Annotated in this window: 15 protein-coding genes, 1 tRNA gene and 1 pseudogene; 10 read left to right on the top strand and 7 right to left on the bottom strand. The window is 59.7% G+C overall.

The annotated features are described in order from the left end of the window. Positions 1–1183 precede the first annotated feature (1183 nt). The 4 genes from JFT58_RS24140 to JFT58_RS24125 are packed head-to-tail and all read left to right on the top strand — an operon-like array spanning position 1184 to position 6758. A complete protein-coding gene (locus JFT58_RS24140; RefSeq protein WP_054898768.1) occupies positions 1184–4015 on the top strand; it encodes a xanthine dehydrogenase family protein molybdopterin-binding subunit in 2832 nt (943 codons plus the stop codon). Further along, positions 4008–4547, top strand: a complete 540-nt coding sequence (locus JFT58_RS24135) for a (2Fe-2S)-binding protein (protein WP_014719147.1) — start codon at positions 4008–4010, stop codon at positions 4545–4547. The genes JFT58_RS24140 and JFT58_RS24135 overlap by 8 nt, the downstream gene beginning before the upstream one ends. Positions 4548–4549: 2 nt before the next feature. Next, the gene (locus JFT58_RS24130; RefSeq protein WP_198834676.1) at positions 4550–5785 is read left to right on the top strand and encodes a c-type cytochrome; all 1236 of its coding nucleotides are present in this window, start codon (positions 4550–4552) and stop codon (positions 5783–5785) included. A gap of 1 nt (position 5786) precedes the next feature. After that, a complete protein-coding gene (locus JFT58_RS24125) occupies positions 5787–6758 on the top strand; it encodes an XdhC family protein (protein ID WP_054898769.1) in 972 nt (323 codons plus the stop codon). Between the two features lie 136 nt (positions 6759–6894). On the opposite strand, the gene JFT58_RS24120 is transcribed toward JFT58_RS24125, so the two are convergent. Then, positions 6895–8178, bottom strand: a complete 1284-nt coding sequence (locus JFT58_RS24120; RefSeq protein WP_054898770.1) for an NAD(P)/FAD-dependent oxidoreductase — start codon at positions 8176–8178, stop codon at positions 6895–6897. Between the two features lie 184 nt (positions 8179–8362). Here JFT58_RS24120 and JFT58_RS24115 point away from each other — a divergent pair. The 5 genes from JFT58_RS24115 (at position 8363) to JFT58_RS24095 (ending at position 11979) form a co-directional block, all read left to right on the top strand. Next, positions 8363–8439, top strand: a tRNA-Val gene (locus JFT58_RS24115). Between the two features lie 623 nt (positions 8440–9062). Next, positions 9063–9779, top strand: a complete 717-nt coding sequence (locus JFT58_RS24110) for a DUF969 domain-containing protein (RefSeq protein WP_054898332.1) — start codon at positions 9063–9065, stop codon at positions 9777–9779. Then, positions 9776–10726, top strand: coding sequence for a DUF979 domain-containing protein (locus JFT58_RS24105; RefSeq protein ID WP_034128251.1), 951 nt, complete (start codon positions 9776–9778; stop codon positions 10724–10726). The genes JFT58_RS24110 and JFT58_RS24105 overlap by 4 nt, the downstream gene beginning before the upstream one ends. A gap of 7 nt (positions 10727–10733) precedes the next feature. Continuing rightward, positions 10734–11363, top strand: a complete 630-nt coding sequence (gene pcp, locus JFT58_RS24100) for a pyroglutamyl-peptidase I (protein ID WP_054898331.1) — start codon at positions 10734–10736, stop codon at positions 11361–11363. A 79-nt stretch (positions 11364–11442) separates the two neighbouring features. After that, positions 11443–11979 (top strand): anti-virulence regulator CigR family protein, encoded by a 537-nt coding sequence (locus tag JFT58_RS24095; RefSeq protein ID WP_054898330.1) that lies wholly within the window; start codon positions 11443–11445, stop codon positions 11977–11979. Positions 11980–11991: 12 nt separating this feature from the next. Here JFT58_RS24095 and JFT58_RS24090 read toward each other — a convergent pair whose 3' ends face one another. Genes JFT58_RS24090 through JFT58_RS24080 form a run of 3 tightly spaced genes read right to left on the bottom strand, consistent with a single transcriptional unit; the run spans position 11992 to position 14363 of the window. Beyond that, positions 11992–13392, bottom strand: coding sequence for a heavy metal sensor histidine kinase (locus tag JFT58_RS24090; protein WP_054898329.1), 1401 nt, complete (start codon positions 13390–13392; stop codon positions 11992–11994). Beyond that, positions 13389–14060: a heavy metal response regulator transcription factor gene (locus tag JFT58_RS24085; protein ID WP_032896183.1), complete on the bottom strand. Its 672-nt coding sequence runs from the start codon at positions 14058–14060 to the stop codon at positions 13389–13391. The genes JFT58_RS24090 and JFT58_RS24085 overlap by 4 nt, the downstream gene beginning before the upstream one ends. A 42-nt stretch (positions 14061–14102) precedes the next feature. After that, positions 14103–14363, bottom strand: a complete 261-nt coding sequence (locus tag JFT58_RS24080; RefSeq protein ID WP_054898328.1) for a DUF2790 domain-containing protein — start codon at positions 14361–14363, stop codon at positions 14103–14105. A gap of 183 nt (positions 14364–14546) precedes the next feature. On the opposite strand from JFT58_RS24080, the gene JFT58_RS24075 reads away from it, so the two are divergent. Further along, positions 14547–15224: an HAD family hydrolase gene (locus tag JFT58_RS24075; protein WP_054898327.1), complete on the top strand. Its 678-nt coding sequence runs from the start codon at positions 14547–14549 to the stop codon at positions 15222–15224. 20 nt (positions 15225–15244) lie between these two features. Here the strand turns inward: JFT58_RS24075 and JFT58_RS24070 are convergent, their stop codons facing one another. From JFT58_RS24070 to csrA, 3 genes and pseudogenes are all read right to left on the bottom strand, one after another. After that, positions 15245–15541, bottom strand: a complete 297-nt coding sequence (locus JFT58_RS24070) for a hypothetical protein (protein WP_054898326.1) — start codon at positions 15539–15541, stop codon at positions 15245–15247. 93 nt (positions 15542–15634) lie between these two features. Continuing rightward, positions 15635–15895 (bottom strand): annotated as a pseudogene (locus JFT58_RS30460) (hypothetical protein). Positions 15896–16104: 209 nt separating this feature from the next. After that, positions 16105–16299: a carbon storage regulator CsrA gene (csrA, locus tag JFT58_RS24060; RefSeq protein WP_003192511.1), complete on the bottom strand. Its 195-nt coding sequence runs from the start codon at positions 16297–16299 to the stop codon at positions 16105–16107. Positions 16300–16555 lie beyond the last annotated feature (256 nt).

The raw sequence follows: 16555 nt of genomic DNA, 5'->3' as shown, positions 1-16555 counted from the left end.
CCCTTGAAGTACTTAAATTTATATTCAAGTAGCTTGAATAATATTACAAAAGCATGATTCGTGCCAGGAGTTAGCTCGAGGGAATTGGGGCGTAGGACAGGATAGAAAGACGGGGAAGTGCGCTAATTGCGTGCGATAGCCGGTGGTGCGCATTGATGTGGTGCGTGGTGTGTGAATGGTATCTGTAGTGCTTGGATGTGCCGGCGCTGCTCGGTTGCTTGTTCGTGGGGCGGGGGGGGAGAAACGCAGTGCTTACATATGCCCTAACGAGTAACTATTCAGAGCTCGAAAGCAGTCGGTCACGAATGGCAGCTTTGGTCAGCTTGACCGCCTTGGCACGCTTTGCAGGGGTGGCGAGAGCCGGAAGTTTGAACTCTGAGACGGCAGGCTACGATTGCGAGGCATTCGATTGAAACCGAACGCATGATCATTGACCTACAATAATTAGCACGGAACGGCCGCAATTGGCCGATTTCTGGCTTTAGTCAACTGCTTTACGTAGAGCCGCTGCAACGGTAATGGGCAATGCTACATCTGGCTGGGATCAGTTGACCACTACATAGCGACTGGGTTCCGGCTCCGAGGTTTTGACGTTACCAAGACGTATCAGGTGCTCGCGAACGTCAAGCTGGTCCAAAGTAATCTAGTCGGGCCATTCAGAGAGTCGCTGAGCATCGTAATTCCCAACTTGAAATAATGAGTACATAATTAAGTCCATCAGCAGTATGCTGAGCTACAGAAAGCTGAAGCTTTCAATGATTTAGAGGATGAGTTATGATCCCGTCCGCTGCGCCATATCTGCATCAAGGCCCACTGAACGCCTTGAAGCACAAGGAAAGCCACTGGCTCACCTTGATCCGATAGCAAAGACCCTGGTCGAAAGACCGGGGTTTTTTGTGTCTGGGGTTTGAAAAAAAGCCTCATCTTCTTCGCTACCAACAGCGCTCATTATCGGCAAACGGCCGGCAGAACATTTCGATTCTGTCGGCCGTTTTGCGTTCTTGTGTCAAAAAATTTCAATGTGGTTATTTGCCGCAGGCGCAGAAACCTTTAAAGTTAACCCTTCGGTCAACTTTGCACTGTCATCATGGCCTTTTGATTCGTCGAGAAAGGTTTCTGCAAGTCTCCAGATTTGGTGTACTTAACCATAAGGGCGGATTTATAACCGCTCAGAGGATGATCCATGTCCAACCGTGAAATAACCCGGCGCTCGTTCCTCCAGGGCGGGCTGGTGGCGGGTGTGAGTGTCACGCTCACGCCGCTCAGCACCCAGGCGCTGGCTGCCTTGATGGAAAACAGCGTGACCGTGCCGTCTGAAAAGTGGCTTGGCCATAACGGCAAGGCGCGCCAGCGTAACGATGCCTTGTCGAAAGTCTGCGGCAGCAAGGTGTTTGCCCGCGACATCCGTTCCAAGGACATGCCTGGCTGGCCCCAGCAGCAAGGTCACGCCATGTTGCTCAAAACCATCAAGGCCGACCACATCTACGCGGGCTACGACCTGTCGTGGCTTGGCGCCGAGTTGCAGCCGGACCGCATTGTCACCGCTGCCGACCTGGACAAGGACGGTATCGTCTTCCCGGAAGAACATGCGCCGGACCCGTTGCTACCCGAGGGCAAAGTGCCGATGTTCATCGGTCACCCGGTGGCGATCCTGATCTGGAACGACTTCGAGCGTTTCCGTCAGGCCAAGAACAAACTCAAGTTCAATGACAAGGCGATTCGTTACGGCGCCAAAGTGCCGTATTACGAAGGTGACCCCTACGGTAGCTTCCGCTACGTGCGCGTGGGTGGCCCGACCTCGGCCGATGAAGACGAATTCGCCAGCCTCAAGGATTCGATCCTGTTCCCGATGCTGAAAAACCGTCGCCCAGTGTGGAATTCCCAGCCGAACCTGCACGGCAACCTGACCGAGCGCGGGCTGTTCTACGCCGAGCGCATGAAGAGCCAGATCAACACGCCACCGGACAACTGGCTAGTGTTTGACGAGCGCTACAAAACCCCATCGATCGAACCGGCCGCCATGGAGCCGGACAACGGCAACGGTTGGTACGATCCAGCGACCAAAACCCTGCACTTTGTGGTGGCCACCCAGTGCCCATTGGAAGTTGCGACCGAGACCGCCAAGATGATCTCGCCGTCGCGCTTCGGCCTGGCTCATCTGAACATGCACCCGGGTTACACCGTTGGTTACGGTTCCAAAGACCACAACATTTTCGTCTACTACGCCGCCCTCGCTGCGTTGTATGGCGCTGGTGTGCCGGTGCGCCTGGCCAACGACCGTTACGAGCAATTCCAGAGCGGCATCAAGCGTCACCCATTCGATATCCGCTATCAGTTGGCGGTCGACAAGAACGACCACAGCTTCAAAATCTTCCTCGCCGACATGAGCGTCGACGGCGGTGGCCGGATCAACTACAGCCCATCGGTGGCTGCGGTCGGCGCCACGGCGGCGCAGTCGATCTACTACATGCCGCAGAACGACCTGCAAGTCACCGCGTACCATTCCCGTGGCGTTGAAGCCGGTTCGATGCGGGGCTACGGCACCCTGCAAAGCATGGCGGCGACCGAAATGATGGTCGACGAAATCGCCGGTCGTCTCGGTGTGGATGCCATTGAGCTGCGGCGCAAGAACGCACTGCGTTCGGGCATGAAGAACACCCAGGGCGCGATCCCTGCCGGTGCGTTGCGGCTGCACGAAATTCTCGACAAGGCCGCTGTGCACGACGTGTGGAAAAACCGCGACGCGATCAAGCAACAGCGCGAAGCCGCAGACCCGGATAACTGGTATGGCGTCGGTTTTGCCATCTGCCAGAAAGACTTCGGCACCGGTTCCGAAGCGCCGATGGCCAGTGTTGAATTCAGCGCTGACGGCCGCATCAGCCTGCGCCACATCGGGATCGAAATCGGCACCGGCATGTCCACTTCGCAGTCGCTGGTGGTTGCCGACTTCCTCGGCAGCCCGGCTCATGAAGTAAAAACCGGCGAAACAGAGTGGCAGGAAATGCAGCTGGTCACCGGCGGCAACCCTTACACCATGAGCCAGGCCGAGCAGGACAACCTGCTGCGTAACCCGCGTTGGGTGGGCAAGCTCGCTTCGGCGTCGTCCGCGACCAACTCGGCGTACTACTTCAGCCACGCCACCCGCGAAGCGGCGCGTGTGCTGTTCAACCACGGCCTGTGGCCAGCGGCGCTAGAGATCTGGCGCCAGGGCCCGTTCGGCGGCCAGGCCAACCCCTATGTGGTACGCCGCGAAGACGCACATTGGGTGGACGGCAAGCTCACCGCCAACGGCATGCAGCCATTGAGCTTTGAAGAACTGGCCAGGCGCGCTCATGAGCGCGGCCTGGTCACCGCTGCCACGGTCCACGGGTTCAACCGCTGGAGCTGGGCCGAGGCTGAGTACAGCATCGACGGCGTGCGCGAGCGCCTGCCGCTCGACGGTCTGGCGGTGAAATACGGCGATGGCGCACCGAAAGCCAAGCACGCGCTGATGAGCACTGCCGGTTTCCACCTGCTCGATCGCCAGAACGTCAGCTATCCCGCCACCCAGTTGAATAACGCTGCGGTGACGTACTACAGCCCCGTCGCCACGTTGGTCGAGTTGAAGGTCAACAAGGGTTCAGCGCAGGTCGAAGTGCTCAATCACCATTCGTGGGTCGAGTGCGGGCGTGTGCTGGTTGAAGAGTTGGTCAAGGGCCAGCTCGAAGGTGGAGTGGCCATGGGCATCGGTCACGCCTTGATGGAGGAAATGCCGTTGTACGAAGGCGGGCCGGGGGAGGGCGACTGGAACTTCAACCGCTACCGTCTGCCGATGGCGCGTCACGTTGCCGTGTGGAAACAGACCTCGGAGATTCTGCCGGCGCTGTCGCCAAGCGACCCGTCCAAAGGTATCGCTGAAGTGGTGATGATCCCGATTGTCGGGGCCATCGGTAATGCGGTGGCACACGCCATCGGTAAACGTGTTCGCGACCTGCCAATCACGGCTGCACGCATCAAGGAGGCCCTCAATGGCTAACCGCCCGCTTCAACTGACCCTCAATGGTCAACCCGTCGGCCCGGTGGACATCCCTGATGACCTGCCGATGATCGACTACCTGCACGAATACAAAAACCTCACGGGCTCGCGGCTGGGCTGCGGCCAAGGCATTTGCCACGCCTGTGTGGTGATCGTCGACAACCCGGACGGCACCAGCGAAGAAGTGCGCACCTGCATCACCGGCGCGCATTACTTCGAAGGCAAGCAAGTGCGCACTATCGAAGGCCACGCCAAGCGCGATGAGTCGGGCCAGGTCACTGAGCTCAACCCGATCCAGCAGCGCTTCGTGGATGAGTTCGCCTTTCAGTGCAGCTATTGCGCGCCGGGCTTCGTCAACGCGGCGACCGTGTTGGTGGAGAAACTGCAACGCCAGCCGACCGTGTACAGCAAGCTGGAACAAATCATCGAGGACAGCCTCGGTCATCACGTCTGCCGTTGTACCGGGTACGTGCGCTATTACAACGCCACCCGCAACGTGCTGACCGATCTCGGCCTGGTCAAGGAGGGTTAAGCATGAAGCTTTTTCTGACCCGCCTGGCCTTGGCGGTCGGCCTGGCCGCGCCGGTATTGTTTGCCCACGCTGATGATCAAGCCAAGCGCGGCGAATACCTCGCCCGCGCCGCTGACTGCATGGCCTGCCACACTGCACCGGGCGGCGCGCCGTTTGCCGGCGGCCTGCCGATTGTCTCGCCGTTTGGCACCATCTATGGCACCAATATCACACCAAGCAAAGAACACGGCATTGGCTTGTACAGCGATGACGAGTTCTTCGCCGCGCTGACCGAAGGCAAGCGTCGCGACGGTGCGTACTTGTACCCGGCGATGCCCTACACCTCCTACCACCTGATGCCACGCGAAGACTCGGACGCCATTTATGCGTACCTCAAAACCATCGAGCCGATCGAGCGCGCAGCGCCGGTGACGAGCCTGAGCTTTCCCTTCAACGTGCGCCTGGGCCTGATGGGCTGGAACGTGCTGTACGGCAAAGCGCTGAAACTTGAACCGGCCGAAGGCAAGAGCGAAGCCTGGAAGCGCGGCCAGTACATGGTCGAAGTGCTCGGCCACTGCGGCGAATGCCACACGCCACGTGGCCTGCCCGGTGCGATGGAGCTGGACAAGCGCCTGACCGGCGGTATCCTCAATGGCTATCTGGCGCCCAGCCTGCTCGCCACCGACCTGGCCGCACGCGGCTGGAATGAGCAGGACCTGGCCACCTTCCTCAAGCACGGCATGAGCGCCCAAGGGACGATGTTCAACGAGATGTTCCCGGTGTTCCACAACAGCACCCAGGGCCTGAGCGATACGGACCTGGCCGCGATGGCGACCTTCCTGCTCGGTGATAAACCGCCCGCAGCCAAGGCGCTGGTCGAAGTGCCGGTGGAACACCTTGGCCCGAGCGCTCAGCGCGGCCGCCAGGAATACCTGAACGTCTGTGCCGGTTGCCATGCCGCCGATGGTGAAGGCAAGCCGCACATCGCGGTGGCGATGCGCGGCAACACCACGCTGCGTCTGGAAGACCCGCGCAACCTGGTGCGGGTGATCGAGGACGGGATTGGCGAGCAGAAGTTCTCCGGGTTCGAGCACATGCAACCGATGCCGGGCTTCGCGGGAAAACTCAGCCCGGAACAACTCACCGATCTGATCAATTACCTGCGCCAAGGCTGGGGCGGGCAATCGGCGGAGCTGGCGGTGAGCGATGTGCAGAAGCTGCAGGCTGAGGCGCCGTCCATCGAGCACAAGGCGCACTGACATGCAGCATCTGGATCTGCAGGTGATACGACGGGCGCTGGCGTGGTCGGTGGCGGGGCAGCGCATTTGGCTCTGTACGGTGCTGGCCACCTACGGCTCGGCGCCGCGGGCGCCGGGTTCGCTGCTGGCGGTGAACGCCGCTGGGCAGTGGATTGGGTCGTTGTCGGGTGGTTGCGTCGAGGAAGACTTTCTCGAACGCGTCGCCGAAGGTGCGTTTTTCGCTGCGGTCAACGTGGTGCGCTACGGCGCAGGGGACGATCCGCGCTCGCGGGTCAGCCTGCCCTGCGGCGGCATTCTCGATGTATTGGTTGAGAAGTTCGAGCCTGACTGCGAGGTGCAGGCGCACCTACGTGAAGTGGAGTCGGCGCTGCTCGGGCAGCGCCGCTTGATTCGCCAAGTCGACCTGGCCAGCGGGGCGCGCAGCCTGGTCGCTGATTGTGAGCAGGGCGTGCGCATCGAGCGTGACAGTGAGCGGGTGCGCATCCGCGTCGGTGCGGCTCAGCGTTTATTGCTGGCTGGGTACTCCAGCGTGGCGCAGGCGTGTGCCGAGTTTGCAGTCGGCCTTGGGTTTGAAGTGATTCTCTGCGACCCACGTGATGAAGTGCTCGAAGGCGTGGTGCTCAATGGCGTGGAGATTCGTCGCCAGTTGCCGTCGGTGTTTATTGCCGACGGCGGCTGTCACCGTGATACGGCGGTGGTTGCGCTGACGCATGACCCGCGTATCGACGATCTGGCGATGATGGAAGCGGTGCGTACCGACGCGTTCTACATTGGCGTGATGGGGTCGTTGCAGACCTCGCAGAAGCGCTTTGAGCGACTGCGCCGCATCGGTGGGTTGGGGGAGCCTGAACTGGCGCGGATACACGCGCCTATCGGGCTTAACCTGGGCAGCAGGACGCCGTCGGAAATTGCGTTGGCGGTATTGGCGGATATCGTACGGATTCGTAGCGGGATTGCTCGCGACCAGCTCTGAGCGCATCTTTGCTTGAAGGCTTGATGTAAATGTGGCGAGGGAGCTTGCTCCCGCTGGAGTGCGTAGCGCTCCCAGGCTTTTGGGGCCGCTTCGCAGCCCAGCGGGAGCAAGCTCCCTCGCCACAGTCTGCCTGTGTTTACATCCCGAATTTATCCCGCAACCCGTAGTACCAAGCCCCCAGCGCCGCAAACGGCGTGCGCAACATTTGCCCACCCGGGAACGGGTAATGCGGCAAGCCCGCAAACGCATCAAAACGCTCAGCCTGACCTCGCAAGGCCTCCGCCAGTACTTTGCCTGCCAAGTGCGTGTACGTCACGCCATGACCGCTACAGCCCTGGGAGTAATAGATGTTGTCACCCAGGCGGCCGACCTGCGGCAAACGCGACAGGGTGAGGAGGAAATTGCCGGTCCAGGCGTAGTCGATCTTCACGTTCTTCAGTTGCGGAAAGGCCTTGAGCATTTTCGGTCGGATGATCGCTTCGATATTCGCCGGGTCCCGCGCGCCATAGACCACGCCGCCGCCGAAGATCAGGCGCTTGTCGCTGGTGAGGCGGTAGTAGTCGAGCAGGTAGTTGCAGTCCTCGACACAGTAATCCTGTGGCAATAAAGTCTTGGCTACTTCATCGCCCAGTGGCGCCGTGGTGATCACTTGGGTGCCGCACGGCATCGACTTGGCCGCTAGCTCCGGCACCAGATTGCCCAGGTAAGCGTTCCCCGCGACGATAATGAATTTGGCCCTGACCCTGCCTTCGGCGGTGTGTACCACCGGATTGGCACCGCGCTCAATGCGCACCGCTGCCGATTGCTCATAGATCGTGCCGCCCAGGGATTCCACAGCCGCGGCTTCACCGAGCGCCAGGTTGAGCGGGTGGATATGGCCACCGCTCATGTCCAGCAAACCCCCCACATAGTTGTCACAGGCCACCACCTCGCGGATGCGGCGCTCGTCCAGCAACTCCAGTTGCGTATGGCCGTAGCGCTCCCACAGGCGCTTTTGCGACTCCAGGTGGCCCATGTGCTTGCTGTTGAGGGCGGCGAACACGCCACCGTCCTTCAAATCGCACTGGATCTGATACTTGGCCACGCGCTCACGGATGATCCTGCCGCCTTCAAAGGCCATCTGCCCCAACAACTGCGCCTGGTGAGGCCCGACGCTGCGCTCGATCACGTCGATATCGCGGCTGTAGCTGTTGACGATCTGCCCACCGTTGCGACCCGAAGCACCAAAACCCACCTTGGCGGCTTCCAGCACCGTGACGCGAAAGCCGTTCTCCAGCAAAAACAGCGCACTGGAAAGCCCGGTATAGCCGGCCCCGATCACGCACACATCGGTCTCGACTTCACCTTGCAACACAGGACGGGGCGGAACTGCATTCGCGGAAGCGGCGTAATACGACTGGGGGTAGGGGGTGTTCGCCATCCTGGAACCTCTGTTTTATATTTTTTACGAGTGCGCCGATCCTACCTGAGTTGAAAATCGCCTGCCAGCCACCCGAAAATCGCGGGTGTACCCGGCGCAAATAAAAAATTCGCATATTCATAGGGTTAGCTGCAAAAAAGATGTTGACACCCCTTCGGAATTCCGTAGAATGCCGCCTCACAGCAGGCACGTAGCTCAGTTGGTTAGAGCACCACCTTGACATGGTGGGGGTCGTTGGTTCGAGTCCAATCGCGCCTACCAAACAAAATCCGCTCTGCTGGGCGGTCTAGAAGGGCCCACCGAAAGGTGGGCCCTTTTTTGTTGCTTGAAATTTGGGCAAAGGAAAGCCAAGACGCCGAGCGGCGTCCTTTCAGGGCTTGAATGTTCGATCAGGCGAACAGCGTCGCCACCGCCAGCAGGCAAATTACCTGGGCGAACAGCTGGCAGCGTATTTCGCCAAGCGTGGTCGCCATACTACTCATTTGTCCGGCATACATAGCGGGAACCCTCATTGTCGGCACGACGCCGTGGATGAACTCCAAGTACACACAGCTGCATCGTGGAGTATAGGCGCTGATCAGGAATTTTCCCTGCCGACGCCATAGCGAGTTCATCCTCGCGATATTTCCAAAAAAACTGCGCTGAATCTCTGCATGGCACCGTACCGCCCGAAGCCATCCCCCCACAAAAATTATTGGTTTGCAGCAACAATTTTTCTTGTTGGACACCCCCGGCCCCAGGCAGCAAAGTTGCGCCACTGACGCTCGACCTTCCAGGTCAACAATAAAAAACCGAGCCGACTGCACGCCACTTTCACGCTGTGAGCCCTTTGCCCACATCCTGCTGTAATGGCGCCGCAGCGCGCACTAAAGGACCTCCCCGCCATGCAAACTGTTGTGAACTTATGGCCGTTGATCGGCGTACTTGTCATCGTGGTCGGCTTTGTATTGCGCTTCAATCCGCTGTTGGTGGTCACCGCGGCCGCCATCGCCACCGGGCTTGCCGCCCAGTTCCCGCTGGAAAAAATTCTTGCCACCATGGGTGATGGCTTCCTTCAGACCCGTGCCTTGCAACTGATTCTGTTATTACCGCTGGCGGTGATTGGCCTGCTGGAACGCCATGGCCTGCGCCTGCATGCGCAGAACTGGATTGCACGCTTCGAACGCGCCACGGTCGGGCGCTTGCTGATCATTTATCTGTTTGTGCGTGAGTCCACGGCTGCCATGGGGTTGACGAGCCTGGGTGGGCATCCGCAGATGGTGCGGCCGCTGCTGGCGCCGATGGCCGAGGGCGCCGCAGAAAAACGTTATGGCAAGCTGCCTGACAAGCTGCGCCACAAGGTACTGGCCATGTGCGCTGCCACCGACAACGTCGGGTTGTTCTTTGGTGAGGACATCTTCGTGGCCTTTGGTGCGATTGCGTTGATGCACACCTTCCTGCTTGGCTCGGGGATTGATGTGGAGCCGCTGCACATTGCGGTGTGGGGCATCCCGACGGCGATCTGTGCCTTCATCATTCACGCGATCCGGTTGCATCGTTTCGACCGGCGCTTGACCCACGAAATGAGCTCGGCCACCGCTCCGGTGGAGGCGGCTCAATGATTATTTCCATTCAATACCTGTACTGGCTGGCGGGCGTGCTGTTGCTGATCACCGCCGGCATGATCCTGCTCGACCGTTCCCACCCCAAGCGCTGGTCCAGTGCGCTGTTCTGGTTGTTGTTCGCCGTACCGTTCCTTATAGGCGAGCGCCTGCCTTCGGTGGTCATCGGAGTGGGTGTGGTGGTGATGGCATTGATTGCGGGCTTGGGCGGCGTTGGTCGTGGCCAGCATGCCGAATTGCACGACAAGGCGTCCCGCGCCAGTGCCGGGCGCCTGGGCCACAAACTGTTCATCCCGGCGTTGGCGATTCCGCTGACCACGGTGATTGGCTCAGTGTTGCTCAAACACACCGAAATCGGTGGTGTACCGCTGCTGGACCCGAAGAACACCACCTTTGTCTCCCTCGGCATCGGTTGCCTGATCGCCCTTGGCCTGGCCTGCTGGCTGACCCGGGATACGCCGGTACAAGCGTTACGCGAATCTCGTCGCCTGACCGAAGCCCTGGGCTGGGCCATGGTGCTTCCGCAAATGCTGGCGATGCTCGGGCTGTTGTTCAATGAGGCCGGGGTGGGCACGGCGGTCGCCCATGTCACCACCACCTACATCAACCTGGACTACAAGTTGGTGGCGGTGATGGTCTATGTGTTGGGCATGGCCTTGTTTACCGTGATCATGGGCAATGGTTTTGCGGCCTTTCCGGTGATGACCGGTGGCGTCGGCGTGCCGGTGCTGGTGGGGATTTACGGCGGCAACCCTGCGGTGATGGCGGCGATTGGTATGTTCTCTGGCTATTGCGGTACGTTGATGACGCCGATGGCGGCCAACTTCAATATCGTCCCGGCGGCGCTACTGGAGCTGCCGGATAAAAATGCGGTGATCAAAGCCCAACTACCCACGGCGCTGATGATGCTGGTGGTCAATATCGTGCTGCTCTATCTGTTGATGTGAGGCCATTGTGCAAAACGTATTGCTGACGGGCTTCGAGCCCTTTGATAAGGCGGCGGTAAACCCTTCTTGGGAGGCCGTGCGCCAGTTGGACGGTGTGCAGTTGTGCGAGGGGGTGCAAATGGTTTCGCGTTGCTTGCCCTGCGCATTTGCCACCGCTGCCGAAACCTTGCTGCAGTTGATCAACGAACTGCGGCCGGCAATGGTCATCGCCACGGGCCTGGGGCCTGGGCGCAGTGATATTTCCGTCGAGCGCGTTGCGATCAACGTTAACGATGCGCGTATTCCCGACAATCTGGGGGCGCAGCCGATTGATATTGCGGTAGTGGATGGCGGCCCGGCGGCGTACTTCTCGACGTTGCCGATCAAGGGCATGGTCAAGGCGGTGCGTGAGGCGGGCATTGCGGCCTCGGTATCGCAGACGGCGGGGACGTTTGTGTGTAATCAGGTGTTTTATCGTTTACAGCATGCCTTGGTGGGGACTGGGGTGCGCAGTGGGTTTATTCACGTACCTGGTTTGCCTGACGCGGGCGAGCATTCGATGTCGCTATCGACAATAGTCGAGGGGTTGCGTGTGGCGGCATTGGCAGCCTGGCAAACCCAGGTAGATATCGCCTTGAGTGGTGGTCAGGTGAGCTGACGGCAGGCGCTGTTGTTTGTGTACGCTGTGTTGCGATTTCAACTACAGTTCAAGCACATATTTGCCTTGGGAAGTCACCATGTTAAAGCGTACGAAGTTCGTGTCGGTTGCGTTGTCCCTTGCACTGTCCGTGACCAGTGGCCTTGCCTTTGCAGATCCAGGCAATGGCAAAGGCCAGGGTAACAATAAAGGTGATGTCTACGGTGGGCAGGGCAAAGGCCAAGGCAATAGCAAGGGTGATGCCTATGGTGGGCAGGACAAGGGTAAAGGCCAGGGTAATAACAAAGGTAATGCCCAGGGTGGGCAAGGTAGGGGCAAGGACAATGGTGGGCCCTCCAGGAATGACTTCAGCGTTGATCGCGGTCTTGTACTGAACGTGCTGGGCGGTCACCGCGATTATTGGAGCCCAGGGCCAGCCTTACCGCCTGGCATTCAGAAAAACCTGGCACGCGGCAAGCCCCTGCCGCCGGGTATTGCCAAGAAGCTGGACGGCCGCTTGCTGGGGCAGTTGCCTCGCTACGACGGTTACGAGTGGCAGCAAGCGGGGACCGACTTGATATTGGTGGCCATCGCGACCGGTATCATCTACGAAGTTCTGAACGGCGCGTTTGATTGAGTCGCAGCGCCCTCAGGCTTCACGGCCGGGGAAAAACAACTCAAAACAGGTCACGCCATCTTCACTGCTTACACGGTACCGCCCGTTATGCAGCTGCATGATGGTCGCCACGATCGAGAGTCCCAGGCCGTTGGACTGGGCTGACCGCTCGCGGGATTCATCCACCCGGTAGAACCGTTCGAACAGCCGCGGCAGGTGCTCGGCCGGGATCGTCTGGCCGTGGTTGCTGACCCTCAGGTTGATGCCCGCGCCATCCGGCACTGCCTGGATACTCAGTTCCGAGCCCGGCGCGCCATATTTGATGGCGTTGGCGCACAGGTTGGCCAAGGCACGGCGCAGCAACATCGGCTCAGCCCAGATCACCCCTTCGCCCAAGGCGGTGATGTGCATGTCCACATCACCGGCCAGCCCCTCGAAGTAATCCGCGATGCGTTCCACTTCATCCGCTGCGTCCAGCGCCTGGCGTTGGCGCAGTGCGCTGGCGGGGTCGGTGCGGGCCAGGAACAGCATGTTGTCGAGCATTCGCGCCAGGCGTTCCAGCTCTTCGACATTGGAGGCCAGCAGTTGCTGGTAGCTCTCGATGCTGCGCTGCTGCTGCAGGGCAACCTGGGTTTCGCCGAGCAGGTTGTTGATCGGGGTACGCAGTTCGTGGGCCATATCGGTGGATACTTGGCCCAGTTGTACAAAGCCTTTGGCCAGGCGCTCAAGCATGGTGTTGAACGAGTCGATCATGGGCAGCAATTCTTTCGGCGCGCCTTGGCTGTCGAGGCGTTCGGCCAGGTTGCTGACGCCGATCCCTTGGGCATGCCGGGCCAGGCGGCGCAACGGCAGCAAGCCGCGATGAACCAGCAGGTAACCCACCAGCGCCAGGATGATCGCGGCGATACTCGCCAGGATGTAGACGCTGAGTCGATAACTGGCGAGCACCGCGGTGCGCTCGGTCATCAGGCGGCCGCTGGTGATTTGCAAGCTGCCCAGGTCGCCGGAGTCGATGGCCACGGCCACCAGCGAGAAGGGAATGCCGTTCAGGCCTGGTAAATGTTGCACGTCGCTCAATATGAGCCGGTGATCCTTGGGCAGCGGCTGGATCGACGGCAACTCAATATTCCCCGGGTTTACCAGCAGCAGTGCCTGTTTGCCGGGGGCGGTAATGCTCAGCACCGATTCGCGGTTGCCCAACATGTTCTGGAACAGCTCTGGCTTGGTCTTGATCAGGTCCAGGGTATTGCTGTCGTTGAGCAGGTTGCGTAACTGGTCCACCCGGGATATCAGCGCGGCGTCATCGCGGCGGATCAGTTCGCGCTCCAGTTCCCGGTACAGCGCCACGCCCAGGGTGGCCAGCAAGGCGAAGGCGAGCAGGGCGAAGATCAACGCCAGGCGCAGGGTCAGGGAGTAAGGGTGTTGACGGTTCATGGCTGGGTATCGAAGCGGTAGCCAATGCCCCGCACGCTGTGGATCAGCTTGAGCTGGAACGGGTCGTCGATTTTCAGGCGCAGGCGGCGCACGGCGACATCCACCACATTGGTGTCGCTGTCGAAGTTCATGTCCCACACCCGCGAAGCAATCAGCGAGCGGGACAGCACCTGGTCCTGGTGCGTCGCGAACAGATGCAGCAGGGCGAACTCTTTGTTGGTCAGGGTAATGCGCGTGCCGGCGCGGGTCACCCGACGTTTGAGTACGTCAATGTGCAGGTCGGCGATTTGCAGTTGTTCTTCATCCCGGCTCGGGCCACGACGGTTGAGGGTACGCAGGCGCGCCACCAGTTCGGCGAACGAAAAGGGCTTGATCAGGTAGTCATCGGCACCCAGCTCAAGGCCTTTGATGCGGTCGGCGATGTCATCGCGGGCGGTGAGGAACAGCACTGGCGTATCGGCTTCTTTGCGCAGTCGGCGCAGCACTTCCCAGCCATCCATTTTCGGCATCATCACGTCCAGTACGATCACGTCGAACGGCGTTTCAAGGGCCTGGTGCAAGCCGTCCACTCCATCGCGGGCCAGGCTTACGCAATGCCCCAGCTCCTGCAGCCCATTGAGCAGATAATTACCGGCCTTGGGTTCGTCTTCGACTACGAGGATATTCATGGAAGGTGCTCTGCTTCAATAAGTTGCGCCAGTGTAGCCCGATCAATTGTCATTGGCGCAACCGGTGCCCTGGACTTGGTAATCGAGAACATGTTCGCGGTCTTGGTGGTCCAGATAGCGCAGTTGCGCCGGCACAACCCCGCATTGGCCGTAGGTGTCGGTGCTCGACAGCACCCTGGCGACATCCAGGTGCACGAAGAAGCCGGTTTTGTCGTGGATCACGTTGGTAGCGGGGGCGGTATCGGCAGCGAATGCCGAGCCAGTGGCGAGCAAAGCGGCAAAGCCCAGGGCAATCAGTTTCATGGTGGTGTCTCACGTTCCGGGTGGGTAGTGAGCTCACGGTAACCAGGCGACCCCAACAGCCAACCAACAGGATCATGACAAGTTCGTCATTTTTTACTTGGAGGTGACGGGCCAGGACTCGGCGTTTACAAGCGTCGAGGTGATCCGTAGATTGCAGGGCCCAGCCCATGAGGAAGCCGCGCAGTGTCCAGCCCAACTCCAAATGTATTTACCCGGCGTTACCGCGCCTTTCTGTTCGATATGGACGGGACCCTGCTCAACTCCATTGCCGCTGCGGAGCGCGTCTGGGGCATCTGGGCTGCACGGCATGGCTTGGATGTGGAAGCCTTTCTGCACACCATTCATGGCGCCCGCGCGATTGATACGATCACCCGCCAGGCATTGCCGGGCGTCGATCCACAGGTAGAAGCCCAATGGATCACCGAGGCTGAGCTGGACGATGTCGAAGGCATCGTGGCGATTCCCGGCGCGGTGGCGTTTTTGGCGAGCCTGCCCGTCGATCAATGGGCGTTGGTCACCTCAGCGCCAAAGGCATTGGCCGTGCGCCGGCTGCAAGCAGCGGGCATCCCCGTGCCGGCGGTACTGGTGACAGCCGAAGATGTGAAGACGGGCAAGCCCGATCCGGCCTGTTATGTGCTGGGTGCTCGGCGCCTGGGCGTGCCGGTGCAGGACTGCCTGGTGTTCGAGGACGCCACAGTGGGTATTCAGGCTGGGGAAGCGGCGGGGGCGGATATCATGGTGGTGACCTCGACACACGTGGCGCCGATGGTGACCGCCCATGCTTGCATCGAGCAATACGGTGCGTTGAAAGCCGAGCGTGGGGCTGATGGCTTGCTGTCCTTAAGTTCGTTGGCGCCATGATACGTGGAAGGCCGAGCCCGTTACCGGTCTCGGCCTTCCATGCAGTCGATGGGATCGGACAGTGCCTGCAGTCGGCTGTTTTTCATCCCCTGGCGCGACACCACCATTTCCCTGAGTATCTCGGTGGCGAGCCGGTTGATGGCTTCTGTACCGTGATAATGCGCGCGCACGATGCCGGTAATCGCGAAGTGATCGGTTCCCGGGCCGCTGAGAACGGCTGAGAGAGTACCGTCGGCATGCAGCGTGCACTCAACGGTATAGCTGGGCAGGCGCGCTGCCAGTGCTGACTCGATCTGGGCTTTACTGAGGGTATCCATCTGTATCTGCACCTTTGACTGACTGCGCAAGCCCAATGATAGGTGGTGCGGCGGCGCTGTAAATACCGGCGATCCGATAACAGGTAAACGCCCTCAACGTGCGGTTTTTCCATGGGTGCGATGAGCGGCGCGCTGACGCAGCTTGCGCAAGATCACCTTCTGGATGGGCTTGAGGCAGAACGCAAGCAGGTAGCCACAGAGCAGAAGCGCAAGATCCAATCAGGAATGGGCGTCGGGATCGGCCCCTTCCACTTCCATTCTCAAGCAGCACCCGAGTGCCACGAAGACCAGCCCTATCAGCAGGGCGATCATCCAGGATCTTGAAACAAGCGGTTGCGACGCGGCTGGCCTCATCGACGTGTTCCCGAAATGCACTCGGACGGCAGGATAAAGTGTCAGAAGTTGGGCTGCCAATAGCGCGACAAGTTCCGGATGCCCTGACAGTTTCATCTTGCAGCGAAGGAAGGGCTCAACGTGCGCTGGTCACCCGGGAAGCGCGAACAGGCCAATTGGGTTTTCGCCAGCCGTTACAGTGAACGAAAAGGCTGGCTACTGGAGGCGTTTCAAGGCGTCTGGTTTTTGTCAGGTGCAGTCAGGCCGGCCTGGATACGCTGGTAAATCTCCTCGCGATGCACGGCAACATCCTTAGGTGCGTTGATGCCGATTCGTACTTGCTGGCCGCTAACGCCCAGGATGGTGATCGTAATGTCATCACCGATGTTTATGCTTTCACCGACTTTGCGGGTGAGTATAAGCATGGACTTCTCCTTGAATTACTTTTAAGGACACATGTTTCAGACAGGGTAGGTGTCGGATGTGTGTAGCTTACTGCGAAGCGCTTCCCTGTGACTGCCTCTTTCTAGGACGCATAGAGGCGACATTAATTCCCATGGCGGTATCATACAGGTCGCGATACATGATTCGCATTGTTTAAGCCAACGTTTATGACGGCCAGAATAGACAGTGAATGGTAAAGTTGCCTCTTTGATCCTCAAAGGAGCAGGGCAGTGCGTA

The sequence above is a fragment of the Pseudomonas sp. MF6767 genome (assembly GCF_016405475.1).
Lineage (GTDB): Bacteria > Pseudomonadota > Gammaproteobacteria > Pseudomonadales > Pseudomonadaceae > Aquipseudomonas > Aquipseudomonas paracarnis.
The sequence above is the reverse complement of the archived record's forward strand: the minus strand, read 5'-3'. Positions and strand labels throughout refer to the sequence as shown.

Coding starts and splice junctions, on each gene's coding strand:
- csrA (WP_003192511.1), bottom strand. CDS start 16,299: ATGCTTATACTCACCCGCAAAGTCGGTGAAAGCATAAACATCGGTGAT.
- JFT58_RS24140 (WP_054898768.1), top strand. CDS start 1,184: ATGTCCAACCGTGAAATAACCCGGCGCTCGTTCCTCCAGGGCGGGCTG.
- JFT58_RS24130 (WP_198834676.1), top strand. CDS start 4,550: ATGAAGCTTTTTCTGACCCGCCTGGCCTTGGCGGTCGGCCTGGCCGCG.
- JFT58_RS24090 (WP_054898329.1), bottom strand. CDS start 13,392: ATGAACCGTCAACACCCTTACTCCCTGACCCTGCGCCTGGCGTTGATC.
- JFT58_RS24095 (WP_054898330.1), top strand. CDS start 11,443: ATGTTAAAGCGTACGAAGTTCGTGTCGGTTGCGTTGTCCCTTGCACTG.
- JFT58_RS24105 (WP_034128251.1), top strand. CDS start 9,776: ATGATTATTTCCATTCAATACCTGTACTGGCTGGCGGGCGTGCTGTTG.
- JFT58_RS24085 (WP_032896183.1), bottom strand. CDS start 14,060: ATGAATATCCTCGTAGTCGAAGACGAACCCAAGGCCGGTAATTATCTG.
- JFT58_RS24120 (WP_054898770.1), bottom strand. CDS start 8,178: ATGGCGAACACCCCCTACCCCCAGTCGTATTACGCCGCTTCCGCGAAT.
- JFT58_RS24135 (WP_014719147.1), top strand. CDS start 4,008: ATGGCTAACCGCCCGCTTCAACTGACCCTCAATGGTCAACCCGTCGGC.
- JFT58_RS24110 (WP_054898332.1), top strand. CDS start 9,063: ATGCAAACTGTTGTGAACTTATGGCCGTTGATCGGCGTACTTGTCATC.
- JFT58_RS24080 (WP_054898328.1), bottom strand. CDS start 14,363: ATGAAACTGATTGCCCTGGGCTTTGCCGCTTTGCTCGCCACTGGCTCG.
- JFT58_RS24070 (WP_054898326.1), bottom strand. CDS start 15,541: ATGGATACCCTCAGTAAAGCCCAGATCGAGTCAGCACTGGCAGCGCGC.
- JFT58_RS24125 (WP_054898769.1), top strand. CDS start 5,787: ATGCAGCATCTGGATCTGCAGGTGATACGACGGGCGCTGGCGTGGTCG.